Below are 25523 nucleotides of genomic sequence, written 5' to 3'. Positions count from 1 at the left end.
TGTTTCAGCTTTCACAGTTATGATGCACAGGCCAGCGTTAGGGATTGCAGCGGATACCGGCCTTGAGCATAATGCCTGCAGGCGTATGAGCGGAAAGCCCGGGCCGAAGGCAACGCCAAATTGATAACAAAAATCAAGAAAACATATCTAACAATCCACTATAGGATCCGAAGCAATCCCAAATAGGATAAATAATAAATTTTGTTATAGTAACTTCCACCGTCGCCCTCTTGGCCGGGCGGGCCAGTTACTTTACCTTAGATGCAAAGTAACCAAACATCAAGACAAAAAAATGCTTCTGCGCACAGGCGATACTCCCTCCCCGCTTTTTTGTCGGACCAGCGCTTCTTTTTAAGGTAGGATAAGATCGTATTTAAAATCAGGCAATTGTTTAATCCAACCCACTCACACCTCCCGATATCACAAATTTCATCACATCGGCGGCACTTTTATCCATTGGTTTTACTTTATCGGCGGCAACAATAACCACCTGCCCGGCAAATGAATATGAATATGGGAAATACACAGCAACTTCGCCAGGTAAACCGATCTTTGCCAGATCTTTTTGAACCAGAAAGCCTATCTTTTTTAAACCAAACTCGTTTACTTCAACCAATACCGGCTCATTGAACTTTTTCTCCTCCCCCACAAAGGCTTCAGTTAAATCTTTTATTGAAGAATACAGGAATGCGAAGATGGGCAAACGCGCAAACCAACGCTTAAACCAGGCTTTGATAGGCTCGGTAATTACATTGGTAACCAGTACCCCCATAATCATGATAACAACCACTACGTTCAGGATCCCTAAGCCGGGTATGTATATATGTTTTCCGGTTTTATCAACCAAAAAATCGCTCAGGTTAAGTGCCTTATCAATACTTGCAACGGCCCAATACATCAGGAAAATAGCTGCGCCCACAGGCACAACCACCAACATGCCTTTTATAAAATACCTGAATAATGCCCGCGCTAACCTGTTCATTTTAAGCCGCTGATTTTACGGGTAAAAATACACTCTTTTAAATTGGTATAAAATTTAAATCATAAAGTGTGCTTGCAGCGCCTAAAGTTACTATGGCAGTCTCCTCGTGCCGACCAGTTTAGATGATCACTATAAAGCATATTATGTTTACATCGTATCACAGGTGTCGTTTGGTTAGTCTACCCAGCTATTTTAAAGTGAAACTATTTCAATAATGCGGAAAAGACTAAGTTATTTGAAATTAAAAGAAACCTTTAGTTAAAGATAATGTTTATATTACACTCCGATACTCCAAAAGACTATGCGCTTCTAAAACTACCTGTATTAGCTCAATCAAACACTTTTTGGGTTTTATACCTTTTAATCGATTTTATGAAAAAAGTTGAATTAATGCGTGAGTTGATATCTTTAATTAAACAAATCAAAAATTTAGGTAAATGGGAACATCAACAAGGGCTTGCGTTACAATGGATACATGCAAAATGGTTAAAATTATTGAAGGAATCCCCCGCCCACAGACTAACCTTAACCGATTCGTTAATGATAATCTTGAAAGAGGATGTTGCTGTTACTAAAGCAGATATCAAATGGGAAACTGCAACGAAATTTACAGCTACCCGCTACGAAAAAGCAAAAGAAAATCTGATTGCCTGTATAACCGAGCATATTAAAAACCCCGACTAAAACTAATTCGCCCGACTATTTACAAGAAATCCCACAGAGCGTTTAATCCTACTCGTAAAAATAAACCCGTTTTACCCTTTGCGAAATATTGGTTAATATTTCGTAGGGGATAGTGCCTATCTGTTTTGCCAGTTCTTCAATACGCTGGTGCTCGTCAAATATAATTACCTCGTCGCCTTCACGTACATCCAACCCGCTAACATCAAGCATACACATATCCATGGTAATATTACCTACTGTAGGTACCAGCGTACCTTTTACCAGCATTTTGCCAACACCTTTACCAAAAGCGCGAAGGTAGCCATCGGCATAGCCGATGCGGATGGTAGCTATTTTACCATCTTTTAAAAGACTGCCGCTCCGACCATAACTAACAGTATCTCCCGCTCCTATCTTTTTAACCTGGGCAACACTGGTTTTTAAGCTGGCAATAGGTTGCAAACCGGCATCTGAGGCCGGCACCGATGAATCAATTCCATACAAGCCTATCCCTAACCGAACCATATTATAATGCGCCGAAGGCCAGCGAATAATTCCGGCAGTGTTACAGATGTGCTTAATCACCTTGTAGCCCAGTGTTCGTTCTATCTCTTTAAAAGCTTTCTCAAAACGCTTGATCTGTTTTTTGGTAAACTCGTCATGCTCGGGGGCTTCGCTTGCTGCTAAATGTGAAAATACCGATTGCACACGCACATAACGGTTAGCCTCCAGCATATCACACAGGGTTTCGATCTCATAATTTTCAAAACCGAGGCGGTGCATGCCTGTATCAATTTTAAGGTGTACCGGGTAACCGACGATTCCCTGCGCCGAAGCATACCCCACAAAATCATCTAACAAACCAAAGCTATAAATTACCGGCTCAAGCTTGTATTCGGTGAGCTTATCAAATGCCGAGGCTTCGGGATTGAGCACTTTGATGGGCAGGATGATGCCGGCTTGCCGTAAAGCCACTCCTTCATCTATATAAGCCACCGCCAGGTAATCAACTTTATTGTATTGCAGCATATTGGCTACCTCAAATGTGCCACTGCCATAGCTAAATGCCTTAACCATCGCCATTACTTTTACGCCTGGTTTAAGTTTCGACTTATAGAAATTGAGGTTATTGAGTAAAGAGTTGAGGTTGATTTCCATAACCGTTTCATGCGCCTTTTGGGCTAAGGCACGGCTTATCTGCTCAAACTCAAAACTCCTTGAACCTTTTATAAGGATGGTTTCATCTTTAAAATTGAGCGCCTTTAGCTGCTGCAATAATGTGGTAGTATCGGTATAAAAATGCTGTTCAGCCACATCAAAATACGGCTGATGGCCAAGCAAAGCTTCACCAACACCAACAAACTTGTCTATCTTTTTTGTCCTGATCAAATCAGCCACCTGTTTGTACAGTACATCCTGCTGCAAGCCCGATTGATAAATATCCGACAGGATCAGTGTCTTTTTTTGATGCTGGTTTTGCTGCGATAAAAAATTAAGCGCTATTTCAAGCGATTGCAGATCGGAATTATATGAATCATCAATAACAGAACAGTTGTTTACCCCGTTTTTCAATTCCAACCGCATGCTTACCGGGGCCAGGCGCTCAATACGTTTATCGGCCTCAACAGGGCTGTAGCCTAAAGCCAGCATAGTAGCCCAGCAGGTAATAGCATTTTCTACCGAAGCCTGATCAGTAAAAGGAACAAGGCACTCTATCTCTTTACCCTGGTAACGGGCCCGGAAATAATAATTTTTAGAGATCACTGTCTCACTGAAAACATACAGATCAGCTTCGCGGAATTTGCGGCTCCAGGTAAAAGTTTCTTTTGCCGCAATATCTTTTTCATAACCTATCAGCTGATCGTAATTATGGATTAACAGCCTGCTGTTCTTAAACAGTCCCAGCTTTTCCAGAAGTTTTTGTCCCGGCGATTCAAAGCCTTCGTCGTGCGCCGGACCCATATGGGTAAGCACCCCTATTTCGGGCTTAATAATAGCCTCTAGCTTATTCATCTCCTTTACAGTGGAGATGCCTGCTTCAAAAATACCGAGGTCGTTTCGATCATTGATTTGCCATACGGACAACGGAACACCTATTTGTGAGTTATAACTTTTAGGATTACGAACGATATTTTTATCGGCCGAAAGCAATTGGTACAGCCACTCTTTAACTATTGTTTTGCCGTTACTGCCCGTGATACCAATTACCTGTAACTTGAAACAGCTGCGGTGATAAGCTGCCAGGGTTTGCAAAGCAACCAGCGGATCGGTCACTATCAAAAAGTTAGCACCAGGCAGGTTAAACTCAGGACCATGCTCCACCACAAAATTGCGGACACCGCCGGCATAAGCTTCGGCAACAAACTCATGCCCGTTGCGCCTGCCGCTCAGGGCGAAGAATAAGCCTTCGGATGGGTTATTAATCCGGCGGCTGTCAGTAAAAAGTGCGTTGATGGCATAATCTTCAACAATGTTGCCATCGGCCTTGATGATCTTTTTTATAGCGGATATAGCGTATGAATTATTGGGCATGCTGCTAATTTGGAGATATTAAAACAAATAGAATAATTTTTAACGAATTTTGGCTTTTAAATGGATCAGCCCAAACCAATTAAAATTACCGACGAGAAAGTTGCCCTTGCCAAAGCCGAACATTTTTGCGCATACCAGGAACGTGCCCAACAGGAAGTACGCGATAAGCTTTATGAGTGGGGTTTATGGCCCGATGCTGTAGAGCACATTATAAGTCAGTTGATTGAAGGCAACTTTCTTAATGAAGAACGATTTGCAAGGATCTATGCCAAAAGTAAATTTAACCAAAAAGCCTGGGGGCGCATTAAAATTAAACAAGGTCTTAAGCTTAAACGAGTGCCTGATGTGCTGATCAAAAAAGCACTGCTCAATATTGATTTTGACGATTATCTTGCCGCATTAACCCTTTTATTGCAAAAAAAAGCCGCTACCCTAACCGAAAAGAACCAGCTTAAGCGCCGTTACAAGTTACAGCAGTATGCCATGGGCCGCGGATTTGAAGCTGAGGTGATAGCTGATATTTTGAAAAACAGCGAGTTATAAACTATTTTAAAAAAAGTTAAAATTTATCTTGCAGAGTATACAATTCTGCCTATATTTGCACTCCCGCAAACGAGATAAGCAAACGGTTAACGAAAGCGAACTCGAAGCGAGGAAAATACCAACGCGAAAGTAGCTCAGTTGGTAGAGCACGACCTTGCCAAGGTCGGGGTCGCGAGTTCGAATCTCGTCTTTCGCTCAAAGCCCTTCCTGATTGAAAGAAGGGTTTTATTTTTAAAAGGTTAGACACCTGCTCAGATGGTGGAACTGGTAGACACGCAGGACTTAAAATCCTGTTCCCGTAAACGGAGTGCGGGTTCGATTCCCGCTCTGAGTACAAAAGCACAGTCAAAGTGCTTCAAAAAGCCCCAAAATCAATGATTTGGGGCTTTTTTGCTTTAAAACCCACTCAAAATTCGCAAATAAACATAAAATTCCAGTGAGTGATTCAGTGAGTAAATTTAATTTCAAAAAAGACTCACTGAAAACCACATAACTAACTATCAATCAAACATGTACACCACATGAACATCTTGATTAATGGTGGCTTGATTCCGACATTTGTTTTACCTTTTTATTTAAGTATCTATGTTAGAAAAGAGCTTCGGGTTATTATTCTTCATGAGAAAACCCAAAAACTACCAGACAGGACCGCTACCCATTTATTTAAGAATTACAGTCGACGGCGTACCGAAAGAGCTTTCCACCAAACGAAAATGCGATCCACAATCCTGGAGCAGCGAGTCGGGGCGTGCGACAGGAAAAAAGGAATCTGTTAAAGAATTAAACGGTTATCTCGATGCGCTGGAGCAAACGGTTTTCCAGGCAAAAAAGAAATTAATCGAGTCTGAAAAGCAAATTACAGTTGAAGCGATCAAGGGCATAATGACTGGTATCGATGAAAAAAAAGTGACGTTGTTGTCTGTTTTCAGGAAACATAATGAACAAATGAAAACCCTGGTAGGGGCTGAATTTTCCCATAACACTATTAAAAGGTACGAAACGACCCTGACCCATACAGCCGCATTTATCGTCTGGAAATTTGGCCAGGTAGATATCGACGTTAAAAAATTGGATTACGAGTTCATCGCAGAGTTCTGCTTTTGGTTTAAAAGCATTCAGAAATGCAATCACAACTCGACTATGAAATATTTGTCGAATGTAAAAAAGATCGTATTGATTTGTGTTAAGAGCAGATGGCTGGCAACTGATCCATTTGCCGACTTCAAGTTTACCCAAAAAAGGGTTGAGCGGGTTGTGTTAACAGAACAAGAAATACAGAAACTTACAAAGAAGAAATTCACATCAGACCGATTAACAGTTGTCCGGGACATTTTCTTATTTAGTTGTTATACCGGCCTCTCCTACGCTGACGTTGAAAAATTGAAACTCAGCGAAATTGTTGAAGGAATCGATAATAGCCAATGGATTTTCACAAACCGTCAGAAAACAAATACATCGACAAGGGTGCCTATGCTACCCGAAGCCACTTCCATCATTAAAAAATACAGAAATCACGAAAAATGTGTTGCTAATGATCGGGCCATTCCGATCCTCAGCAACCAAAAAATGAATGCGTATTTAAAAGAAATTGCGGCAATTGCTGGTATCAATAAAGAACTGACCTTCCATATAGCAAGACATACGTTTGCCACAACAATCACGCTTAATTACGGCGTACCTATAGAAACCGTATCAAAGATGCTTGGTCATATGAATATTAAACAAACACAACATTACGCGAAGTTAACAGACAAAAAGGTAAGCCAGGACATGCAGGAACTTATAAAAAGAAGGAAGAGTTAGTGTTATTAATAATATTACTTGAAATTACGGACCTGTTACGAATTCTCGTAACAGGTCCGTAATTTTTGACAACTGTTTTTTTCGATGATTTTGATTACTAAACATTCCAAGGCCCAATATAAACACCCAATTCAATCTGTAAATATTCGTGCGTATTTATTCCGCATTTGATTATTAAATATAATCGATTCAATTCACCACGAAAAGCTGTATTATTTCAAGCAACTTATCGCACTGCGAATATCGAAGAGGTCAAGGAATTTATATATAACCAAGATTCGGCAACAACTATTTGAACCAATTTTGACTTTTCAAAGTTCTCCGATCCGGTAGACCTAAGCAGACAAAGGTCCAACTTTTGGGCTGATTTAAAGGCGATTGAAGATTCTGCAGCGTTTATTGGCATAGTGCTTAAAAAAATGGACATAAAAAGATTGGATGAGCTTGATCTACTGATAGAAGCGAAAAGAGCAAATAGTGGCGGTAAGTCTAAGAAATAGATGTTATTATAATGAATATAATGTTTTAGGCACTAAGTAGTAGCGAAACATAGATTTGTGATATTTGGATAGAAAACCACTAAAAGAGTAGCTCATCTGTAATTATTATCAAGGTTCTTAATAATTCAGTTTTTGTTATTTATTTTGTTTTTGTCTCGATGTAAATCAATAGTATTAATCTGTTGCTGAACATTAACCGAAGTTTTTTGCTGCTTTTTACAGCAATTTCGATAACGCTTTTTACGGATGCGTTGACAAAGGGTTCGCATCAAGGCAACAATTTAATGCTTTTCGCGATGTCGCGTTTGTATTTGACCAGTGGCGCATGGTCAAGGTCGCTGTCGTACAATTCTTTACCAAAGATCTGTTTCCTGATCTCGTCCATGGGTCTCTTAAACTCATCAGATAATTCTTTGATCCGGGTGTCCGGATAATCCTTTTGCTTTTCAATAAGATCCTGTGCCTTATCCTTATGGATAGTATAGCGTCCCCTGATATTAAGTGTTTTAATATACTGCTCATGAGAAGCGACATTATGGATTGGTTTCAGCTCAACCGAATAATCATCCTTTGACTGGATCTTCTTATCCTGCCGGTGATAGAACACTTGGAATTGCACGTCTTGATGAAATGTATACACACTGGAACCAGGATTGGAACTGGCCGGGTCACTCAGGTAAAGCCGGCGGTCTCCTTTGTATTTAGAATTGCAGACATAGCAACTGGGCACAAAATTGTACAAGCACAGGCTTAAATAAGGATATTCTGCCTGATGCAGGTAATGATCCAACGTGAAATGGTTGTGTGTATGTGTGGGTTTAAACGATCTCAGGGCTGCTTTAAGCGGCTTATTTACGGGACAGTCATCGATTGTTGTAATCGCCCCTGTCCCGCGGACAGCTAAAATCGCTGCGCAGGTCACCTTGCCGATACCATGGAAATTTAGAAGTTCGTCTTCGCCTGCTCGCTTGATAAAATCCAGACCGTCTTTATAGTCCCCAATGAGGCTAAAGGAGTAGATGCTGTCGATGTTACAGTAAAAGCAGGAGATCAGTTTTACCTGTGATTGCTCCATAAAAAAGGCAGCGATCTTGTTTTGTAAAGTTTTATAGGTAGTTAGCGGAGCAAGTCGTTTCATGTTTCCGGCCTTCTTTTTTTTCTCGACGGCTAAGTTCAACTGTAAAAGTTCGTCGAACGGAGCGGTCAAGAGATATTCCCATGTCAGTGGCGTTGTTTTATTGATCATGATCTGTGCCAAAACCCTAACCAGTTCTGACTGGCTATTTAAAGCGGGACGTATTTTATCCAAGAAAGCATTTTGGAAGGTCTTTAAGGCCACCGAATCCTTAGGATATTTGATCTTTATCATCGAGCTCTTTTAATTGTTGATTAAGTAATGCAATTTGGGCGGTTAAATATTGGCGTTGGGTTTCATCCTTCAACAGGTTTTCGTCGAGGTAATGGAGATGATTTTCTAATACGCCTCTGGCAATAGCTTCACCGATCTGAGCCACGATGAATAGGAACATTTCCCTTTTTTTGAGATATTCCCTGGTAAACGCTTGCCGCTGATCCCTATCTACTGCACTGACCCTGTCATAAAATTTAATGATTTCGTGATAGGTGTCACGAGCGAATTCTCCTGTTGTCGCATCCATAAAAAAATTGCTGGCCAGTAACTGGTGGATATTTCCGGCAAAGGTTGACGGTTTTTCTTCCTCAATTTTTCCTGGTTTGATGCGCAACACATTAAACCCTGGTATATCAGATAATATGAACGGTGAATGGGTCAGGAACAAAATGTTGATACTCCTGATATACGGGATATCCAGGTTGCTAACGGTTTGAAGCAGATCCTTCACGAACCTGCGCTGGAATTCCGGATGGAAGTACAATTCGATCTCGTCCAGTATGATGTTGATGCAGTCGTAGGTGACCTTAGACGATCTTGGTTTTTTGTTTTTAAAGACTGAATTTAGATTGAGGATATGATAAATAACGGCTTGTACCGCATTGATATATTGTTGTTCTCCCGAGCTTAATTTATCAAAATCAACATCTTTATCTATAGCCAGCCTTGGTGTGAATGGCGCATTGGGAATGAATTCTACCGGATCAGTTTTAGGATTCTGTTCCATATTTGACCTGATCCTTTGCGAGAATTTGGTTATCGGAATATGTATTTGGTTACCTGTTTCCCGGACACCTTCCGTTCCGGTGTGTAACGGATCATATTTATAAAAGTTCAACGCCTGTCTAAGCTTAAGGGTGATATGCGTATGGTCAGCGCTCAATGCTTTTAGATATTCGCTAATATCCTTAATACCCGGTACCTCATCGGTAGAATAGCGTTCAGAGAACCTGTTGTATTCCCCATAATTCATCGCGATCCGCACTAGTTTTCCAATTACGTAATTTAAGGTTAATTCACGCCACCTTGGGCTACTTAGCGAATTAGGCGCTGGGAGCTCGCCAAGCAAGGCTTGGTAGGTCTGGTTAAAAATCATTTCTCCGGAATAGCCTGTCGCTTCCTCTATCTCGTCCATGATTAGTTTAATATCATAGCCTTCAATGCGGGTAAGTTTAGAACTATTGGTAAGGAAGGTTAGTTGGGTGACTTTCTTTCCCGGGATGATTTCAACCTCTTCTTTGCGGTTCAGCATCAGGTTTGCCAGCAGGCGGCTTTGCGCGAAGTGAATTTCCCCGGTTATATTGATCGTGCCACGGTCCCGGAAGGGGTTGATCACGACCGGCGTTTGATAGCCGTCATTTTTATGGAATAAACGTCCGACCCAGGGACCTAATAAAGCTTCGTTCAATCCATATATCGAAAAGTTAATTGCAATGGTGTAGAAAAACGCAGGCATTGGGACCTTTTTGACCTTCCAAAGATCGGTAAACTTAATATTCCCCCGGGACTTTTTAGGGCGCTCAAACTGTTCATCGATGACAATGCAATGGTAGCTATCATTGATGGCATAATAAAGTTCCATTTTCAGGCCTGACCTCATTGCCTCGTATTGCTTCTGCTCGGTATTATTTCGTTTCGACTGATTGATTTTTAAAATGCCGTTTTTGATCGCGACCAGGTAGCAGCAAAGGAAAAGCAGTTCTGTGATGGAAGATTTGCCGGCACCATTTTTTCCGACGATGGCTGAAACATTGATCCGGAGATCGTTCCTAATATCAACGTATTTATTGAACAGGCCATGGTCAGAGCCCGTGGCTTCGATACGGTACGGCTGGTCATCTTCTTTTTTGAAGTCATATAAACCGTAAAACTGGTACAGCAAATGGTCGTTGAGGTTCTTACGGTAATCCCGGTGGCAGCCCTTTCGCGGTCTTATTGCCAGTAACTTAAAATCTTTGATTTCGTAAGCCATGATGTTGTTTAGGAGCATTAAAAGTAAAAATTAAATTAGATTTCCGGAAAGTCAAACTTCCCTTTTCATTTGGTTCTATTTGAAAACACTTATCCTGGTCACCTTCCATGAGTACAGGAAATCGTTTTTTCAAGGAAGTCTACGGCAACATCTTTGTCCCATGATACGGCCCGTCCAAAGATGCTGCTTGTTTTACTTTGCCAAGGACTTGCAAGTCATTGAAAACGCTAAAGTATTTTATCAAACCTGGGCTTGAAAGAATGGACATAAAAATTTTCGATAAACTTGATCAATCTTTAACCTTGACATTGCGGCTAATGAATTAACTTTTCGTTTTCCTAATGACTAAATGCGACTTCGCTGGATCATTCAATAACCGTTCAAAAACTTCTTCAATAATTTCCCGTACATCCTGTTTGATGGTCAGATAATTCCGCTGTATAATCCCCGGATTGATCACCCGCACGGTCGGTATCGGCTGGTAGTCATCGATCTCTTTTTTCAGCCCGCCATGGTCGTTAACGATCTCGCAATGAAATGCTTTCAACTCGATCTTTTCATCCGGATTATCCGCCACTAACCCGACGAACTCCCCCGAACTCAAAGCCGAAATCCGCGAAGCCGGCACAGCCGCTTCCAATTGCTTAGACCTGCTGATGGATGTATCGCTCCGGTTGATCGACAAACTTTCCCTGTCCTGCATGATCCGCCCGATCTTTTCCGAAACCATTTTGGCCGTATCGCCGGCCACCTGGCCGACTGCCATATTGCCCACGATGTTCATAATCACATCCGCTGCTTCCCGGCCATACTCTTTGCGCAACTGACTGGCATCCTGTATGCCCAGACAGGTACTGATCAGGTTACTTCGCCCGGTCGCAATCGTAGCGATCACATCAGCCACCAGGCTGGGGTACTCATCCAAGATCAGGCTGCACTTCAACCGGTTTTTCTGGTTGATGATCTTCAGCAAGCGATTCACGAACAACGACAGCACCGCACCATAGATCTGTATCTTCTGCGGGTTGTTGCCCATGCAAACGATCTTCGGTTTGAGCGGGTCATTGATATCCAGCGTAAACTCGTTGCCTGACAGGATATAATACAATTGCGGCGAAGCGATCCGTGACATCGTGATCTTCGCCGAAGCGATCTGCCCCTCCAACTGTTCCACCGCGTCCCGGAGATAAGCGCTGACAAAAGGGTTAATCAGCACATCGATCTCCTGCTCCGTACGCAAAACCGTAAACAGCTTATCATATTCCGCCTGCATGAGCTCGATCACATGCGGCAGCGTGCAGAACTCCCCACTCTGGTAACGACGCAAAAACCAGATAATGGCCGTCAAAAAATTGATCGGCGATTCCACAAAGAAATCCCCCTGCTTCTTTACCCATTCCCGGTTCAGCCCCAGCAGGATCGTCCGCGCCGATTCCACCGCGTCGGTAATATCGTGCATCGCCGAAGGAACCAACGGATTACAACGATGACTGTGCGCCAGGTCATCAAAATTGATACAATAGAAAGACGGAGCGACCTTATACCCGGCTTTGTATTTCAGCCAGGTATTATACGCGATAACCGAAAGGTCGGGCATCTTGAAATCATACACGAACATTGCGAAACCCTTGCGGATGTGCTGCGTAATAAAATGCCGGATCAGGAAATAACTCTTACCCGCACCGGGACTGCCGATCACCGCCGTCGAACGGAACGGGTTGATAATATTCAACCATCCGTTTCGCCATTCCCCCCGCAGCCGGTAACGCGTAGGCAGGTTCACCGAATACTCATTTTCCAGCAGCCGCTCCTCCTGCGGAAAAGTCTCGTTATCCCGGTTAAAAATATTCCCCGAAATCCGGTCCCGGATGATCCGCGACAGCATCGTCCCGCCGCTGAGGAACAATAGGAACCCCAACCCGCAAAGCCCCATATAGCCAGCGGCCACCAGCTCAAGGCTACCTCTAATCAGCAAGACAAACTGACTGCCGAAAAACAGCACCAGCCCAACCGTCATAAAAAGCGCTGCCGTCTTCCAGGTCTGCTTTTCGTCCTTCTTCCCCCGCACACCGATCAGCGCGATGACCAGAAAGCCCAGCGCAAAAAACTTCGGCCGGTTAAACCCATTCAGCAAACCCGTTCGCCCCACATTGACCAGCAACCTATCTACCAGCGGCGCCGTCCAATGCCACTGGGCGAAAGCCCCGTAGCAAACCACATAACAGTGCAAAGCCAATAGTACAATCGCAATCAGCCGCGTCATATCCAGGATCTGGCGCATAGCCTGATCATTCTCTCCCGTCTGCATCTCATCCTCCTCACGCAATCAATCCTCAACTCCAACCCGAAAATTTGGGCACAACAATTGCCTGCCAACCTTCCCTCACCGGAAAAACGGCTCATTCACAAGCAAAAAATCCAGGAACTAACCCGGCGACAAACGCCGTTTTTTCTTACGCTTTCTGCGCTTCAACTCCCAGTCCATCGCCTCCGACTGGTAACCGGTATCCAGCAATACCTCCACCAACCCTGCCCCAGGTTCTTTTTTCCCCTCGCCAGCACCAACATATCCACCCTGTACCCGCCCCGGTTCATGATCCTGCCATGCCCCCGGCCGCTGCGCCTCGCCGCATTGTTTTTCCCCCTCGCCCGCAACCAGACCTTTGCAGCGCTCCAGCACCGCTTTGGCACTATAATTTCTCCCCAACTCACTGCCATTCATCACCACCCGGTGAACATGATCCACATAAGTGATCCCATAAACCATCCCTGCCTCATTTTGCCGCCAAACCAGGTCAATACCCTCTTTTTGCAAAGCCACTTTTAACGCATCCGGTTCCAGTTGCCCGCCCGACAAAGCCAGATCGATAGCCGTCCGCAAATGCCGCTGCCCATCCACAGGCTTGACCTTATTCCGCTCAAACTGAAACCGCAAGTTTTTCAAAACAGGCTTACCCGCAAACAAACTCGCTTTAAGCGGCATGCATACCTTGTTCCCGTCCGCATCCAACACGCGGAACACCAGACCCTCATGCCGCCTCACCCGGCTATCCGCCGCACCCGGATCGGCCACCACATGATACAAGCCCAGCACCGCATTCAATTCCGGCAAAGACGCAAAGCGATATTCCTTCAGCACAAAATTCAGCACTTTACCAATGGCCTTTTTCGTCTCCGACTTTCCATACAAAACCCGCGTGGCGTCAACAGCCTCAGGCTTTAACACGGCCGCCCTTTGCTTAATTTCCGCAGGGACCAAACCATACTTTTGCTCAATCGCCAGCCGCGCCGGTTCAGACTTGTTCGCCCCCAGCTTATGCAGCGTGATCGCACTGCCATCCTGCCGGATATTCGTCGTCACCAAATGCAGATGCGGATGTCCCGCATCGCGGTGCCTGTAGACCAAAAAAGGCTGCTCGCCAAAGCCGATTCTTTCCAGGTACTCACGCGCAATCGCCAGCAAAACTTCTTCTGAAAGTTGCTCTGAGGGATCGAAGTTCAGCGAGATGTGCAGGCTGTTTAATTTCGTCCGCTGGTTCAATTCTGTCAGCTTTTCAAAGCGCCGTAACAACTCCGTGAATCCTAAAAGGGAAGGATGTTTCAGGAAGCCCGAAACCTCCAAACGGTCGGCTTGACCCGCTTTAACTTTATGCTCGTTATAGCTGATCGCCCGGGCCATCGACGTGCTGCTATGGATTACTGCAACCATGCGGATTCGATCACCGCCATCCGTGCATAAATGGCGGACAATTGGTTAAATAAAACAAGCTTATCCGCATCCCAGCGCCGGAGCCAATCCTGCATTTGCGGCGCATGATCCAGCGTATGCAGGCGGTGCAGCGCCTGGTTAAAATTCACGCCGATAGCGTTTAATTCTTTCTTCAGCAAAACCAATTCCGCCACCAATTCATCCGCCGAAACATTCCGCGTTTTCATTGTCAGCTTTCGCCCGAACAAAACCTGCCGGACATAAGCACTCAGCTTTTTCAGCGTAGTTTGTTTCCAGCGCGCCGACAGCAAATCATACTCTTCGGTTGTTAACCGAAAGTTGATCACCCGCCAACGGCCCGTCTTTTTCTGCTCTTTCACCTCATCCATTGTATCAACTCAAAAAAAGAATACACCAATTAACAACTTCCTCAATAGCTCACATTCTCCACGCGAAGCCGCCCGAGTTCCGAGGGCGGCAGGATTAGTTGTAAGACAACTATACATCTTGCCGTTTGCGCACAAGGCAAACTCAATCCACGGGCTGCCGAGGGGAAAAAGAATAAACAGCCCCTTCACCTCACAAACCGCCGACCTTCAGGCGCTGCCGCTGTTCCGGCGCCACACCCTTGCGGCAAAGCCATTCGTTCAAATCTTTAAATTGGCTGTAAAAACCGCCTTCATCGCGGTAACGTGCGCCTAAAGCCAGCGCCTGGTTCCGGTAACGCTTCCCCGTACCATCGTTATCCAGCCATAAATGCACCCGTTCATGCGATTCCAGAAAAGGCAACGCCCGCTCGAACAAAGCCACACTATTCAGCACCACCAAATTAGTCGCACGCGGATCATCATAAGGGTGCAAAACCCGCCAGGAAAGCAAATCGAAAAAGCCCTCGAAAACCTGTACTGAAGAAGCGCCGTAATTAAGCGACGTTATCGTCTTGGGCGCGCTACTGCTCTTGGCGATCTTGCTCCGGATCTCATAGCCCCCGGCATCGTTTTTAAATCCGATGCCAAATAGTTCATGACCGCCCACTTTGTAGCGGACCTCCACGCAAAACTCATCCGCAACCGCCACCGGGATACCCCGCTCATGCAGGTAATTTTTGAGCGGGAAAGAAAAGATCGGCCGCACATCATTAACCACCAATTGCCGCTCGGTAACCACCGGTTTCTCAAGGTGTGGCACCAGCCCCCCAACATCCCCACCATCATTAAACCGTACCAGCAATTCGCTAACCGTGCAGCCGTAATAACGCAAGCCCAGATCAACCAGGTTACCACCCGCTGCCAACCCGAAATCATACCAGCGGTTCAGTCGCTGATTGACCTTAAAACTCGCGTGCGCTTCCTCCCGCAAGGGCGACCGGTACCAATATTCATAACCCTTTTTGACCAACTCCGGCGCAAAGCCCAGACCCGCCAGCCAGGCCACCACATCCAGCGCCTTGATCTGATCCAATGTTATCCGTTTCGCTTCCATATCCATCGCCTCCTTCATCACAAACAACCAAAAGTAAAGCGGCCGAACGATATCCACCAATCCCGACTAAATTTCGAACAGGATCGTTTCATTGCTACCCCTTAACTTTGCCCCATTGTTTAACCATTAAATTTTTACGACATGGCAAAAGATGTGTTGGGAACGGTCTACGAAACCTTACTTTGTAGCCCAGGGATGAATGAAGCCGTTAAGATCGACTTGAAGATCAGCCGGAAAACAATTTTATTGTTGAGCAGCCTGATTGAAAATGGCGTGGCTGACAAAGAACCGACGGTACAGGGCTTGCTCGGTTTGATCCCGGAACAAGACCGCGAAGAATTAAAAAATTTTGGCGACGAGTGCCTAAAAAAAGCCGGATTAAAAGAACTGAGCGAAAAAATGAAAACCCTTAAAAACTAACTTTAAGGCCAGTAAATATACTGGCCTTAATTTACATCAGTTTGATCATCGGGATAAGCTATTAGTTTTTCCGTAAGTTCCGCGTCGCTTTTTTTCGGACCGGCCGCTTTAACCGCTGCAGGCATCTTTTCCATATAACTGGCTATGAACGGCCCGGAACTGATTGCCTTATCCACCCAATGCTTGAATTAAAGCATATTATACGACAACTGGTTCAACCGTTTCTTTTCCTGTTTTTACTCCGCTTTATCGACATTCCATCTTCCGAGTATCCAGAGCAACAAGCCGGAAAAAACAGCGGTAATAATTGGTAAATAAACCATGTTTAAAATTCAGGTTGTTGAAAATAGGGAATACACCCCAATTTACCGAATTGAGCCTTAAAAAAGGCTCAACTGTGCAAGGCTCACTTCCATTGCAGCGATGGCTTTCAATGTTTGATGGAGAAAATCCTGTTTGTAATTAGTGGTATCGGGATGGCCGAGATACTTGCTCATATCTGTTTTTATTTCCGACAGCGCATGAGCAAGTGCCGTATCCCGGTCGGGATATTTTTTGCAGAACACGCAAAGCGGCCCGCTGGTACCAGCCGTACCATACTGGCGGCTCAAAGCATAAGCCCAGCTGCCATTCGGCCCGCGACCGATACGGATATAGCTTTGTCCCAAACTAATTTCCTCAAAATCAAGAAACTTCGGTGAAGCGAACCAGCCGTACCGGTTAAAAGCGATTTCGGTGAACCCGAATCCCAACGCATGGCGGTACTCGTTGACATTCATCAATATCTGACGAAGGCTGTCACCAAAGCCACCGAACCAAGTCAGTTGCTCCTGATCACCGGCTTTTATCAATGCTATTATTTCTTCCAGCAGTTCCCGTTCGTAGCGCGTCGAACAGCCGGCGATATATGCTTCAACGTCAGACTGTGATTGCAGGGTTAATGCGAACTTTTCCATAAGCTAAAGTTTTTTAAGGCATTACCGCGCGGCACGGCCTGTCTGTCAAGGGCCGGGGCAATGCCCCGGTTCATATACCCTTGACGGACAGGTTGTGCCAGCGCGACCTTTGCCTGCCCCAAAAACTTTAGCTGATGGACGAAGTGAAAGCCCGCCGGCCCAATTCCAGCGCAGCTAACAGCGTTGCGGCTTTTGCAGCACCAACTCCCTTAAACGCGCACAGCTGCTCCGTCGTCATCGTCCTCAAACCCGCAGCCTCATCGCTGATGGATCCCATGACCTGACCGCACAGATCAAGTACCGACAATTCTGAACTGCCTGTACAAAACAGGATCGCCAGCAACTCCGTATTGCTTAATGTACCCGCTCCAAAAGCATGCAGCTTCTCCCGCGGCCGGTCTTCCGGCGCCACAGCATCCATACCTGTCACACCTTTCACCAGCTTCATCACCGGCTCCGCCGTTGCCAGGTCGCCATGCGCCAACCTCCGCAGCACCATCGACAAACCTTCCACGAACATCCCCAGATCCTCTTGCCAAAGCTGGACCGTTTGCCGGTGATATTCACCCCCGCCATATTGCTCGCTCGAGGTGATCAGCAAAAAATGACTGTCATTCGCCGCCTTCTTCACGTCGATGAAATAATGCTTTTTGCCATGCCTGAAGTTTTCACTCGCCAGGCTAGGATAATTGGTGGTGCGCTGTGCTTTTTCCATGACCGTTGATATTAGTAAAGCACAAAATTCCACAGTAAATCAATCAAAAAAGACAAAACACTGTTGATTAAACGATTATAAACGTTTAAATCCCAGCCGGTCCAATGATACCTGACGACACAAACAATACAATTGAGAAAAACTGTCATGAATGCGGCCAGCCCCTTGGTGCCGGCCGCGATGACCGCAAATTCTGCAATGATATTTGCCGGACCGCATTTAACAATCGCAGGCGCAAGGACAACGCAAAGGCCCCCCAAGCAAACCACCGCGACAGCCCCAACTTCCGGAAGATCTATGAAATATTATTAAGTAACCGGGAGTTACTGATGATGCACAGCCTTTACAAAGAGGAACCCTACATGCTCCGCGACCTGCTGGGTAAAGGCCTTAACCTGAAATATTTTACCAGCCAGTACGAAATGCCTGAAGTCGGCATCTTTAATTTTTGCTTCGACTACGGGTATCATATCACTTCAACCGGCCGGGTTTACATCGAGGAAAACGTACAGGAAACCTTCTGCTGATTAAAAATCACCGTTATGCCCCAGGTGATTCCGGCAAGGCTTAACATAAATTGTTATCTCCTTCATACTCCCCGATCATCCTATGTGGGCAGTAAAAATTAACTGGATTATATCATAAAAAGCACAACCAATAAAACAGCAACTGCCATGATTTTGGGAGGGGCAGGCCGGCGATAGCCGCCTGCACCGGCGAAGCGCACCCAAAATGATGGCTGTTGCGTCGGCGGAGAAAAGCGGGTGAACCAGAGCGGCGTGCGCGACAGCGCGCAGAGCGAAGGTGAACCGGCTTTTCCCGCACCATCAGGGCAATAGCCCAAAAGTTACCCGGCCATCCCAAAAAGTCCGTATTTTAGCTACCCGTGAATTGGTTATCATACCAGTTTATTGTGATAAGGTTCCTCTAAAAATAGATTAAATGTCGACTTGAAGCATCATCCGTTTCCTATTCCAAAAATTCCGGACATACTAAAAACGAACATCTATTGTCCGTTTCCGTTACAGCATTCTGGCCGATATCATGTAAGCAATTGCTCATCAACCATTTACGAATTGGCATGATTTTAATTGATTGATAACTTAAAAAGCTTTTAAATATCTTTTAATTATGAAGAGATACCTATTATTATTTGTCCTCTTATTATTCAGCTATACCTCATTTGGACAATCCGGACCAATTGCCAGATATCAAACGGTCGACACCCTAGTTGATGCTGGAAATTACAAGCTTCATTTCTTCATAGTTAAAGGACATGGTACACCAATTTTATTTGAAGCCGGCGGCGGCGACAATGCATCGGTTTGGACCGGATTGCTCAAGCCGATATCCGAACTAACCGGTACTACGTTGATCACCTACGATCGGCCCGGCTTTGGTAAAAGCACACTTGATACAAACAAACATGGGTTGTTAAATGGCATTTTGGGCTTAGAAACGGCACTGCACAGGCTGGGATATGATAAGGACATTATTCTGGTGGCCCATTCACAGGGCGCCTTTTCAACAACGGTCTACGCTTACCGCCATCCCGACAAAGTAAAAGGAGCTGTATTGATTGACGGAAGTACCAGTTGCTGGTTCGATAGCAGGCTCAGCGCTCTTCAGCGGCAAAATGATATAGACAAGGTGTCAAGGAAAACAACAAAGCCAGGACTTTACTATCAGTACGGCGACCTCAGCACAAATGTTAAGTTAGTTCGTGAAAGCCCCTTCCCGATCAACATTCCGGCTATCGATTTTGTTTCCGGCCGCCCGCCGTTTGATAATCCCGTGGATGCGACCGATTGGAAACGTTGTCATGAGGAATTTGTCAGGGCCGCAAACAACCGTACAGGCATCACTGCCTATAACTGCGGTCATTATATTTTTATTGACAACCCCGCACTGATCATCAACGGTATAGCCAAAGTCTACGCTGCAACACTCGACACTAAACCAAAAGCGGCCTTAACTGCCAAAGTACTGAATTATAATATTGACGCCGCTAACGAAACGAAGAAGGCGGAAGCACTAAGCCGACATTCTGAAAACGACCTGAATTCGTGGGGGTATTCATTAATCAAAGAGGGAAAAAATAAAGAAGCGTTAGAAGTATTTAAATTAAATACGATTTTAAACCCGGATAGTTGGAATGCTTTTGACAGCTACGGCGAGGCATTGCTGAAAAACGGTGAAAAACAAGAGGCCATGAAGATGTATCAAAAATCTGTTGAACTTAATCCCAAAAGTGAGAGCGGCAAGAAAATACTGCAACAACTCAAGCAATAAAATAATGTTCAAATACTATTTCGCGAATTAACTGGTCCTCATGACACATGAATTAATCATAACAAAACCTATGCTCTTTTTGGAAAAGTTGGAAAAAGTATAATACAATTGGAATGATTACAACCATAATAAAATCGATTAGTTTAATTAATGCCAAGCACTGAAGTTCAAAAATAAGTTTCCTCTGCGTTCTCATGGAACAAACCTGGGGCTATCTACAGTTTTGGCAGCTTAGGTTCAGACTTTTTATTCTATTACCTTTTCCGTCTTTTTAGTTCGTTTAAACATCATTCGTTTGCGGCCAAGATAGCTGTACCTTATGGTATAGAGTCGCTTTAGCTTGCAAATCGACAAAATGAGCAATGCCTTTTTCCTGATAAATTGTTAATGTTTCCAGTGTCTTATAAACCACTTTAAGCAATCTTCTTGCGACAGCGACAATAGCCATTTGCGCTTTCATACGTTTACGTAACTTATCAAATAAGGCATGCCAATAAGAATCTTTCATCCGAACAGCAGCCCATGCCGCGCCAACAATGGCAACCCTTAGATAACTGTTGCCTTTTTTAATAGCTGTGTTTTTTCGCTTACCTGCACTTTCGTTGTTGCCCGGTTCAATACCGCACCACGCGGTGAAATGATCTGCTGTTGGGAAACGCCCCATATCTTTTCCAGCCTCGCTAATAATAATTTCCGCTGATTTGACACCTATACCGCTGATGCTATCAAGACATTCAAAAGCTTGGGCGTAATGCTCACTGATAATTTCAGTAATTGATTTATCTAAAAAGTCGACTTGCTTTTGCACATGGTCGTAATCTTCCAGTAGCATTTGTAGTTGAGTATGGTGATAACCTTGCAGGGTTCCATCCAATGCTTTGATCAACTGTTCTTTTTTGCTATTACCTTACCTCTGGCACAATTGACTAACTGTTCCTGATCGGTACCCCCCTTAGCCAGCAATCTTATTATGTCCATAGCGGTTAATGTATGAATCGTACTGACGACGTATCGTAGTTTGATGTTATTACTTTCCAATATCTTTAGTAAACGATTCCTTACCCTGTTAAGCTGCCAGATATAGAATAACCGATTTCGGCAATAATCTCTGATTATCCGTTGTGTGTTGTCAGGAATAAAACTTGGCCGGACTAATCCATGTAGTAATAATGTACAAAGCCACTTAGCATCCTTGCGATCAGTTTTCCGCTTAGGCATTTGCTTGATATGAACCGGATTTGCAACAATGACTTCAATACCGGCTTCGGTGAGTATAGCGTGTAAACTCATCCAATAAATGCCAGTGTTTTCCATCAGGGAATGCTGAATATCATTCTCCTGTAACCAATCTCTAATCTGTTTGAGTTCGCAGGTGTAGGTGCCAAATTTCCTAAACTCTTGGTTGCTACCATCTTTACCAGAAATAAAGCCGACGATCTTGTCTTTGTGCATATCTAAACCACAGGCTCTATCCAATTGAGGCATAATGTTTACATCTTCAATTACTTGTTGTTTCATAAATATCCTCCGTTAATTATCTATGAATTACATTTTTATGAGCCCGGGTGTTTTTCCAAATCATAATACTTAGGTTAAAGCCCCCAAACAGCGAGTGTTGGGGACTTTTATTTTGTCCTTATCTTTAATGGAAATGCCCAGTCATGCAAACACCACCCAAAACTCGCCGGCTCCGCATGAATTCCCATAATTTAGATCCAACGCCCTTTTTTTATGATTGTATCCGATATGGCTCTTAAACCTTCATCAAAAAAAACATCGATCAGGCGCATAACATCAGCCTGAATATTTTTCCCGGCCTATTTGTTGAGGTGATTGCACACCGCCTAATACCGGTATTCCGGTGAGCCTGTACAACGAATAGAACCTCATTAAATCGCGATAAACGCCACAAAGCCTTAACCTCCATTTCACATTAACTCTTTTCAATTGATTACGATTGATAACCTTCCTGGTAAAAATCCAAGTAAAGCAATCACTCCGATTTGTGATCAACTTTAACTATTCCTAATTTCGCGCCATGTCACAACGCCTCGAAGCACATTTTGAAAACCGCACCTACTATTTTACCATAGAAAACAGGAAGCCCGGCGAACTGAAGATCATCATGTACGGCACGCCGTACACTTTTATCAAAAACGGGGAACGCTGGGTCAATCATCCGTCGAACGCGATGGAAATGAAAAGCGGACTTGTTGGTGCAGTCATGCTTGCAGCTGGAGAGGTCTGAACCGTTCCCAAAAATATGTTGTCCCCCCGGGCCTTAACCCGCCGTTCAATAATATCCTTTATTGATTTGAGAGCCCAACCAAGCTGCAATCCACGGTTTGGACATTGTCGCTGAATCAGCTTTCAATCGCCCTATCTGGACAAGCATCGTCTACAGTTTAATTGATCAAAATCAAATCAGGTTAAATAGTGTCGACGTCACCAGGGGGATAAAATCGAGTCCAAACCACAACATGCGGTATTCCATCCCGATGAGCGCATTTCTCAGGCCCATAACACACTTCCAACTATTTTTATCAATGTCCCATCGAATTTGATTAACATCAACCTGCTACCGGGCCGTCGTTTTTACCTTTGTTACAGGTTCAGGGATTACCCGGCGCACAACGTCGTGTACCGTTCTTCATTTCAATAACAGGAAACTCAGGCTTTATACCAACAATTCGAAACCTATGGCAGATAAAAACCAGTTCCGGTACCCTTTTGAATGGCTTGATGAAATCGTCGGCAAAGAACTCAACCCTGATCGCACGCAATCCGGGAAGATCAACCCCAATGATTTATCCGGATGGAAGCAACAGCTCAGCGCCGAAACAGACATCATCTGGAAAGAACTTAAAGCGAAAACCTTCCTTCCGATACATCCCGAAAAGATTTCGGCTATGCTGCTGCAATACCACGAAAGCCTGGACGAACTCAAACGGCAGGCGATGGTCAATCAGGCTGCCTATCCACTGGATACCCCCCTGGCCAGCTTCTGTGAACAAGTGTTAGCAGAACTGGACCACTTACAAAACCAGTTCCGGAGGCGTTATGGCAATTACCTTCCAAACAACCGAACAAATGGGAATAACCCGGCTCCGCCCGAGCACTCAGCACCATTCAAAGTTACCTGCAGGCTCAGCGTCGACCAGCTGGCCATCCTCCTGAAAGCCGCCGACGATACGCGGCTACTCGCAGCCCGCTCCTTCAGCCTCGTTCTCCGCAGCATCACTCCCTTTCTGTCAACTGAGAGAATGCCTGACTTTTCCTGGAAAAGCGCAAGGAGCAGCACCATGAAAATAGAAGAGCGGGATAAAGCGATCGCTATTGATACCCTCGAAGAACTCATCCGGAAAATTAAAACTTATTAAGCGCCTGCTCATTACACCAATGCCGCTCGCCGCCCGGTACCGTACAGCATAAATCATTTAACCAATAATATATTTGTAAATATTTTTCACATAATTATTTATTATTATCATATAATTATTAATTTTAACTTATTATCTGTTAACCAAAAGCTAAATTCTATAAATCACCGGTAAGATTTTAACCGATCTGCCATGGAAAATAACACACCAATTACAGAACTTGACATGCTGTTCCAGATGCTGACCATGATCGCCCCGCTTTCGGGTGCACTTCGCCAGCGCTTCGAAGATTTCATCATCAAAAGGGAACATAAGAAAAAAGAACTTATCCTTCGCGAAGGCGAAGTCTCCCGGCGCATTTATTTTATAGCCAACGGCTTCGCGCGCGCCTATCACCTTGACCGCGAAGGCCGGGAACACACTACCTGGTTCATGAAGAAATACGACCTGATGATCTCCGTTTACAGTTTTTACACCCAGCAAGCCGCTGCCGAATACATCGAGCTCCTCGAAGATTCCACCCTGTTGTCCATGACCTGGGACCAGTTGCAGATCATTTATGCGGAGTTCCCGGAATATAACTTCCATGGCCGGCTGGTTACCGAAAGGTATTATATCATGGCGGAGGAACGGGCCATTTTGTTGCGGAACAAACAACCCGCCGAACGCTATAAACTGCTGCTGCAAAAACAACCGGATATCACTCAGCACGCCTCTTTGGGACAGATCGCCTCCTTTCTCGGTATCACGCTTGAAACCCTGAGCCGGATCCGCGCCAGAAGAGAAATTTGATTCAAATCAAATAATCCCCGGCTGCTATCGGGCAATTTTGTATTAAAACCACAGCTATGAAAAGAAAAATCAAATACCTGATCATGCTGTTGCTCCTGATTTTGGGTTGCCGCAAGGAGCAGCAAAAAAAGACGCCATCAAAACCCACTGAAGATCCCGGGGGCACGCTTACCCTTGAACAGGTCAAAACCTTTTATAAAAGTGACACTTCGAATAACATCCACTGGGATAAGGCGCTGTATGTCCCCGATAAAGATGGCGGCTACTGGCTGGTAGGCATTGAGGGACGTCCCCGCTTTCAATCCCTGAGCCTCGGCTACCGGCAATTGCTTTTTTACCTGGACCCGAATAAAAATATTGCTACCAGGATCCTGGAAACCATTCCCGATGCGATCTATCTTCAGCGGAAGCAACAATATCCCCGCACCGCTTTTACAGGGAGACGCTTTATCTATGATGACAATTATCATTTATTGTACGGAAAAACCTATGCAAACGGCAAGCAGATCGGGCAGATCAAGCCTGCCCCAGCCAATACGAAGCCAATAAAAACCGATATGATCGCACCTGTCACGCAGTGTACATGGGTTGACAACAATTATGTCGACGGAGACGGGAATGCGGTGATCTACTCAGAACAGATCTGCGTAACTTCCTATGTTGACCTTGGCGGAGATGATAACAGCGGCGGTGGCGGGCCTTCGGGCGGGAGCCCCGGAGACGGTTCTTCCGCAGGCGCGGGAGGTTCAGGTGCGCCCGCTGTTCCGGAGGTATCCAATCTCCCGGGTGAAAACAAAAGCGGCATCAATCCCAAAGACTATATGAACTGTTTCCGGAACATACCCGATAACGGTGCCACCATGACCGTAACTATCTATGTGCAGGAACCCTGGCCCGGAACAACCTTTAATATCGGCCCCAACAGCGTTGGTCACACGGCCATCAGCCTGACCAAAACCAACGGAAGCTCCAGCATTACCCAGACCGTCGGCTATTACCCGGACGCAACCGGATTTGACAAGATGCATGCCCCCTCTAAATTAGTTGATAACGGCGGTGACCTGGACTTCAACGTCAGTATTTCCTACCCGGTAAATGCTGAAAACTTTAATAAGATCATCAATTACATCAGTAATCCGCCAACCATCTATGATATCACGGATTTTAACTGTACTAATTTTGTGAACAGCGCGTGCATTGCCGGCAATATTACGTTGCCCAATCCGATCACCTATTCACCACTGTACCCCTCAAGTCCAGCGCTTGCCCCGGGGGCGCTGGGCGACAGCATCGAAAAACTAAAAGGAAATCCAAACGTAAACACTACAGGTGCAACAACGCCATTTAGCAACGGTCCTTGTAAATAATAAA

At 44.9% G+C, this 25523-nt stretch carries 23 protein-coding genes and 2 tRNA genes; 12 read left to right on the top strand and 13 right to left on the bottom strand.

Annotated elements, in window-relative coordinates; genetic code table 11:
* Positions 1–391 precede the first annotated feature (391 nt).
* Complete coding sequence (locus AC59JO_RS25430) at positions 392–982, bottom strand: DUF502 domain-containing protein (protein WP_413666755.1); 591 nt, start codon at positions 980–982, stop codon at positions 392–394.
* Positions 983–1354: 372 nt separating this feature from the next.
* On the opposite strand from AC59JO_RS25430, the gene AC59JO_RS25425 reads away from it, so the two are divergent.
* The gene (locus AC59JO_RS25425) at positions 1355–1666 is read left to right on the top strand and encodes a hypothetical protein (protein WP_413666754.1); all 312 of its coding nucleotides are present in this window, start codon (positions 1355–1357) and stop codon (positions 1664–1666) included.
* Positions 1667–1714: 48 nt separating this feature from the next.
* On the opposite strand, the gene AC59JO_RS25420 is transcribed toward AC59JO_RS25425, so the two are convergent.
* Complete coding sequence (locus AC59JO_RS25420) at positions 1715–4177, bottom strand: bifunctional UDP-N-acetylmuramoyl-tripeptide:D-alanyl-D-alanine ligase/alanine racemase (protein WP_413666753.1); 2463 nt, start codon at positions 4175–4177, stop codon at positions 1715–1717.
* A gap of 60 nt (positions 4178–4237) precedes the next feature.
* Here AC59JO_RS25420 and AC59JO_RS25415 point away from each other — a divergent pair, with 60 nt between their 5' ends.
* The 4 genes from AC59JO_RS25415 (at position 4238) to AC59JO_RS25400 (ending at position 6523) form a co-directional block, all read left to right on the top strand.
* A complete protein-coding gene (locus AC59JO_RS25415; RefSeq protein ID WP_413666752.1) occupies positions 4238–4720 on the top strand; it encodes a regulatory protein RecX in 483 nt (160 codons plus the stop codon).
* 123 nt (positions 4721–4843) lie between these two features.
* Positions 4844–4916 (top strand) — tRNA-Gly (locus AC59JO_RS25410).
* Between the two features lie 53 nt (positions 4917–4969).
* Positions 4970–5054 (top strand) — tRNA-Leu (locus tag AC59JO_RS25405).
* A gap of 284 nt (positions 5055–5338) precedes the next feature.
* Positions 5339–6523 (top strand): site-specific integrase, encoded by a 1185-nt coding sequence (locus AC59JO_RS25400; RefSeq protein WP_497309004.1) that lies wholly within the window; start codon positions 5339–5341, stop codon positions 6521–6523.
* A gap of 768 nt (positions 6524–7291) precedes the next feature.
* Here AC59JO_RS25400 and AC59JO_RS25395 read toward each other — a convergent pair.
* The 6 genes from AC59JO_RS25395 to AC59JO_RS25370 form a co-directional block, all read right to left on the bottom strand.
* A complete protein-coding gene (locus AC59JO_RS25395) occupies positions 7292–8392 on the bottom strand; it encodes a hypothetical protein (RefSeq protein ID WP_497309002.1) in 1101 nt (366 codons plus the stop codon).
* Positions 8370–10406: a hypothetical protein gene (locus AC59JO_RS25390; protein ID WP_497309000.1), complete on the bottom strand. Its 2037-nt coding sequence runs from the start codon at positions 10404–10406 to the stop codon at positions 8370–8372. Before AC59JO_RS25390 ends, AC59JO_RS25395 begins: the two co-directional genes overlap by 23 nt.
* A gap of 322 nt (positions 10407–10728) precedes the next feature.
* Entirely contained in the window at positions 10729–12714 is a 1986-nt protein-coding gene (gene mobC, locus AC59JO_RS25385; RefSeq protein ID WP_497308998.1) for a conjugal transfer protein MobC, read from the bottom strand.
* A gap of 117 nt (positions 12715–12831) precedes the next feature.
* Positions 12832–14115: a relaxase/mobilization nuclease domain-containing protein gene (locus AC59JO_RS25380; RefSeq protein ID WP_497308996.1), complete on the bottom strand. Its 1284-nt coding sequence runs from the start codon at positions 14113–14115 to the stop codon at positions 12832–12834.
* Positions 14103–14504, bottom strand: a complete 402-nt coding sequence (locus AC59JO_RS25375) for a plasmid mobilization protein (RefSeq protein WP_497308994.1) — start codon at positions 14502–14504, stop codon at positions 14103–14105. The genes AC59JO_RS25380 and AC59JO_RS25375 overlap by 13 nt, the downstream gene beginning before the upstream one ends.
* Before the next feature lie 190 nt (positions 14505–14694).
* Positions 14695–15654 (bottom strand): DUF8464 domain-containing protein, encoded by a 960-nt coding sequence (locus AC59JO_RS25370; protein WP_497308992.1) that lies wholly within the window; start codon positions 15652–15654, stop codon positions 14695–14697.
* Between the two features lie 84 nt (positions 15655–15738).
* Here AC59JO_RS25370 and AC59JO_RS25365 point away from each other — a divergent pair, with 84 nt between their 5' ends.
* Positions 15739–16017, top strand: coding sequence for a hypothetical protein (locus AC59JO_RS25365; RefSeq protein WP_497308990.1), 279 nt, complete (start codon positions 15739–15741; stop codon positions 16015–16017).
* Positions 16018–16043: 26 nt separating this feature from the next.
* Here AC59JO_RS25365 and AC59JO_RS25360 read toward each other — a convergent pair whose 3' ends face one another.
* The 3 genes from AC59JO_RS25360 to AC59JO_RS25350 all read right to left on the bottom strand — a co-directional run bounded on the left by AC59JO_RS25360 (position 16044) and on the right by AC59JO_RS25350 (position 17688).
* Positions 16044–16193 (bottom strand): hypothetical protein, encoded by a 150-nt coding sequence (locus AC59JO_RS25360; protein ID WP_497308988.1) that lies wholly within the window; start codon positions 16191–16193, stop codon positions 16044–16046.
* A gap of 204 nt (positions 16194–16397) precedes the next feature.
* Positions 16398–16973: a hypothetical protein gene (locus tag AC59JO_RS25355; RefSeq protein ID WP_497308986.1), complete on the bottom strand. Its 576-nt coding sequence runs from the start codon at positions 16971–16973 to the stop codon at positions 16398–16400.
* A 127-nt stretch (positions 16974–17100) separates the two neighbouring features.
* Complete coding sequence (locus AC59JO_RS25350) at positions 17101–17688, bottom strand: UPF0758 domain-containing protein (RefSeq protein WP_497308984.1); 588 nt, start codon at positions 17686–17688, stop codon at positions 17101–17103.
* A 104-nt stretch (positions 17689–17792) separates the two neighbouring features.
* Between AC59JO_RS25350 and AC59JO_RS25345 the strand changes: the two genes are divergently transcribed.
* Together AC59JO_RS25345 and AC59JO_RS25340 are read left to right on the top strand one after the other, a co-directional pair.
* Positions 17793–18215 (top strand): hypothetical protein, encoded by a 423-nt coding sequence (locus AC59JO_RS25345; protein ID WP_497308982.1) that lies wholly within the window; start codon positions 17793–17795, stop codon positions 18213–18215.
* Positions 18216–18819: 604 nt separating this feature from the next.
* Positions 18820–19980, top strand: coding sequence for an alpha/beta fold hydrolase (locus tag AC59JO_RS25340; protein ID WP_497308980.1), 1161 nt, complete (start codon positions 18820–18822; stop codon positions 19978–19980).
* Positions 19981–20260: 280 nt separating this feature from the next.
* Here the strand turns inward: AC59JO_RS25340 and AC59JO_RS25335 are convergent, their stop codons facing one another.
* Both AC59JO_RS25335 and AC59JO_RS25330 read right to left on the bottom strand, forming a co-directional pair.
* Complete coding sequence (locus tag AC59JO_RS25335) at positions 20261–20866, bottom strand: transposase (RefSeq protein WP_497308978.1); 606 nt, start codon at positions 20864–20866, stop codon at positions 20261–20263.
* Positions 20863–21498 (bottom strand): IS110 family transposase, encoded by a 636-nt coding sequence (locus AC59JO_RS25330; RefSeq protein ID WP_497308976.1) that lies wholly within the window; start codon positions 21496–21498, stop codon positions 20863–20865. The genes AC59JO_RS25335 and AC59JO_RS25330 overlap by 4 nt, the downstream gene beginning before the upstream one ends.
* A gap of 520 nt (positions 21499–22018) precedes the next feature.
* On the opposite strand from AC59JO_RS25330, the gene AC59JO_RS25325 reads away from it, so the two are divergent.
* From AC59JO_RS25325 to AC59JO_RS25310, 4 genes are all read left to right on the top strand, one after another.
* Positions 22019–22228, top strand: coding sequence for a hypothetical protein (locus AC59JO_RS25325; RefSeq protein WP_497308974.1), 210 nt, complete (start codon positions 22019–22021; stop codon positions 22226–22228).
* 451 nt (positions 22229–22679) lie between these two features.
* Positions 22680–23360: a hypothetical protein gene (locus AC59JO_RS25320; protein WP_497308972.1), complete on the top strand. Its 681-nt coding sequence runs from the start codon at positions 22680–22682 to the stop codon at positions 23358–23360.
* A 192-nt stretch (positions 23361–23552) separates the two neighbouring features.
* Entirely contained in the window at positions 23553–24152 is a 600-nt protein-coding gene (locus AC59JO_RS25315; protein WP_497308970.1) for a Crp/Fnr family transcriptional regulator, read from the top strand.
* Positions 24153–24208: 56 nt separating this feature from the next.
* The gene (locus AC59JO_RS25310) at positions 24209–25519 is read left to right on the top strand and encodes a hypothetical protein (protein WP_497308968.1); all 1311 of its coding nucleotides are present in this window, start codon (positions 24209–24211) and stop codon (positions 25517–25519) included.
* Positions 25520–25523: the final 4 nt, after the last annotated feature.

The sequence above is a fragment of the Mucilaginibacter sp. A5337 genome, assembly GCF_059690695.1.
This window is presented reverse-complemented; position numbering and strand designations above follow the sequence as displayed.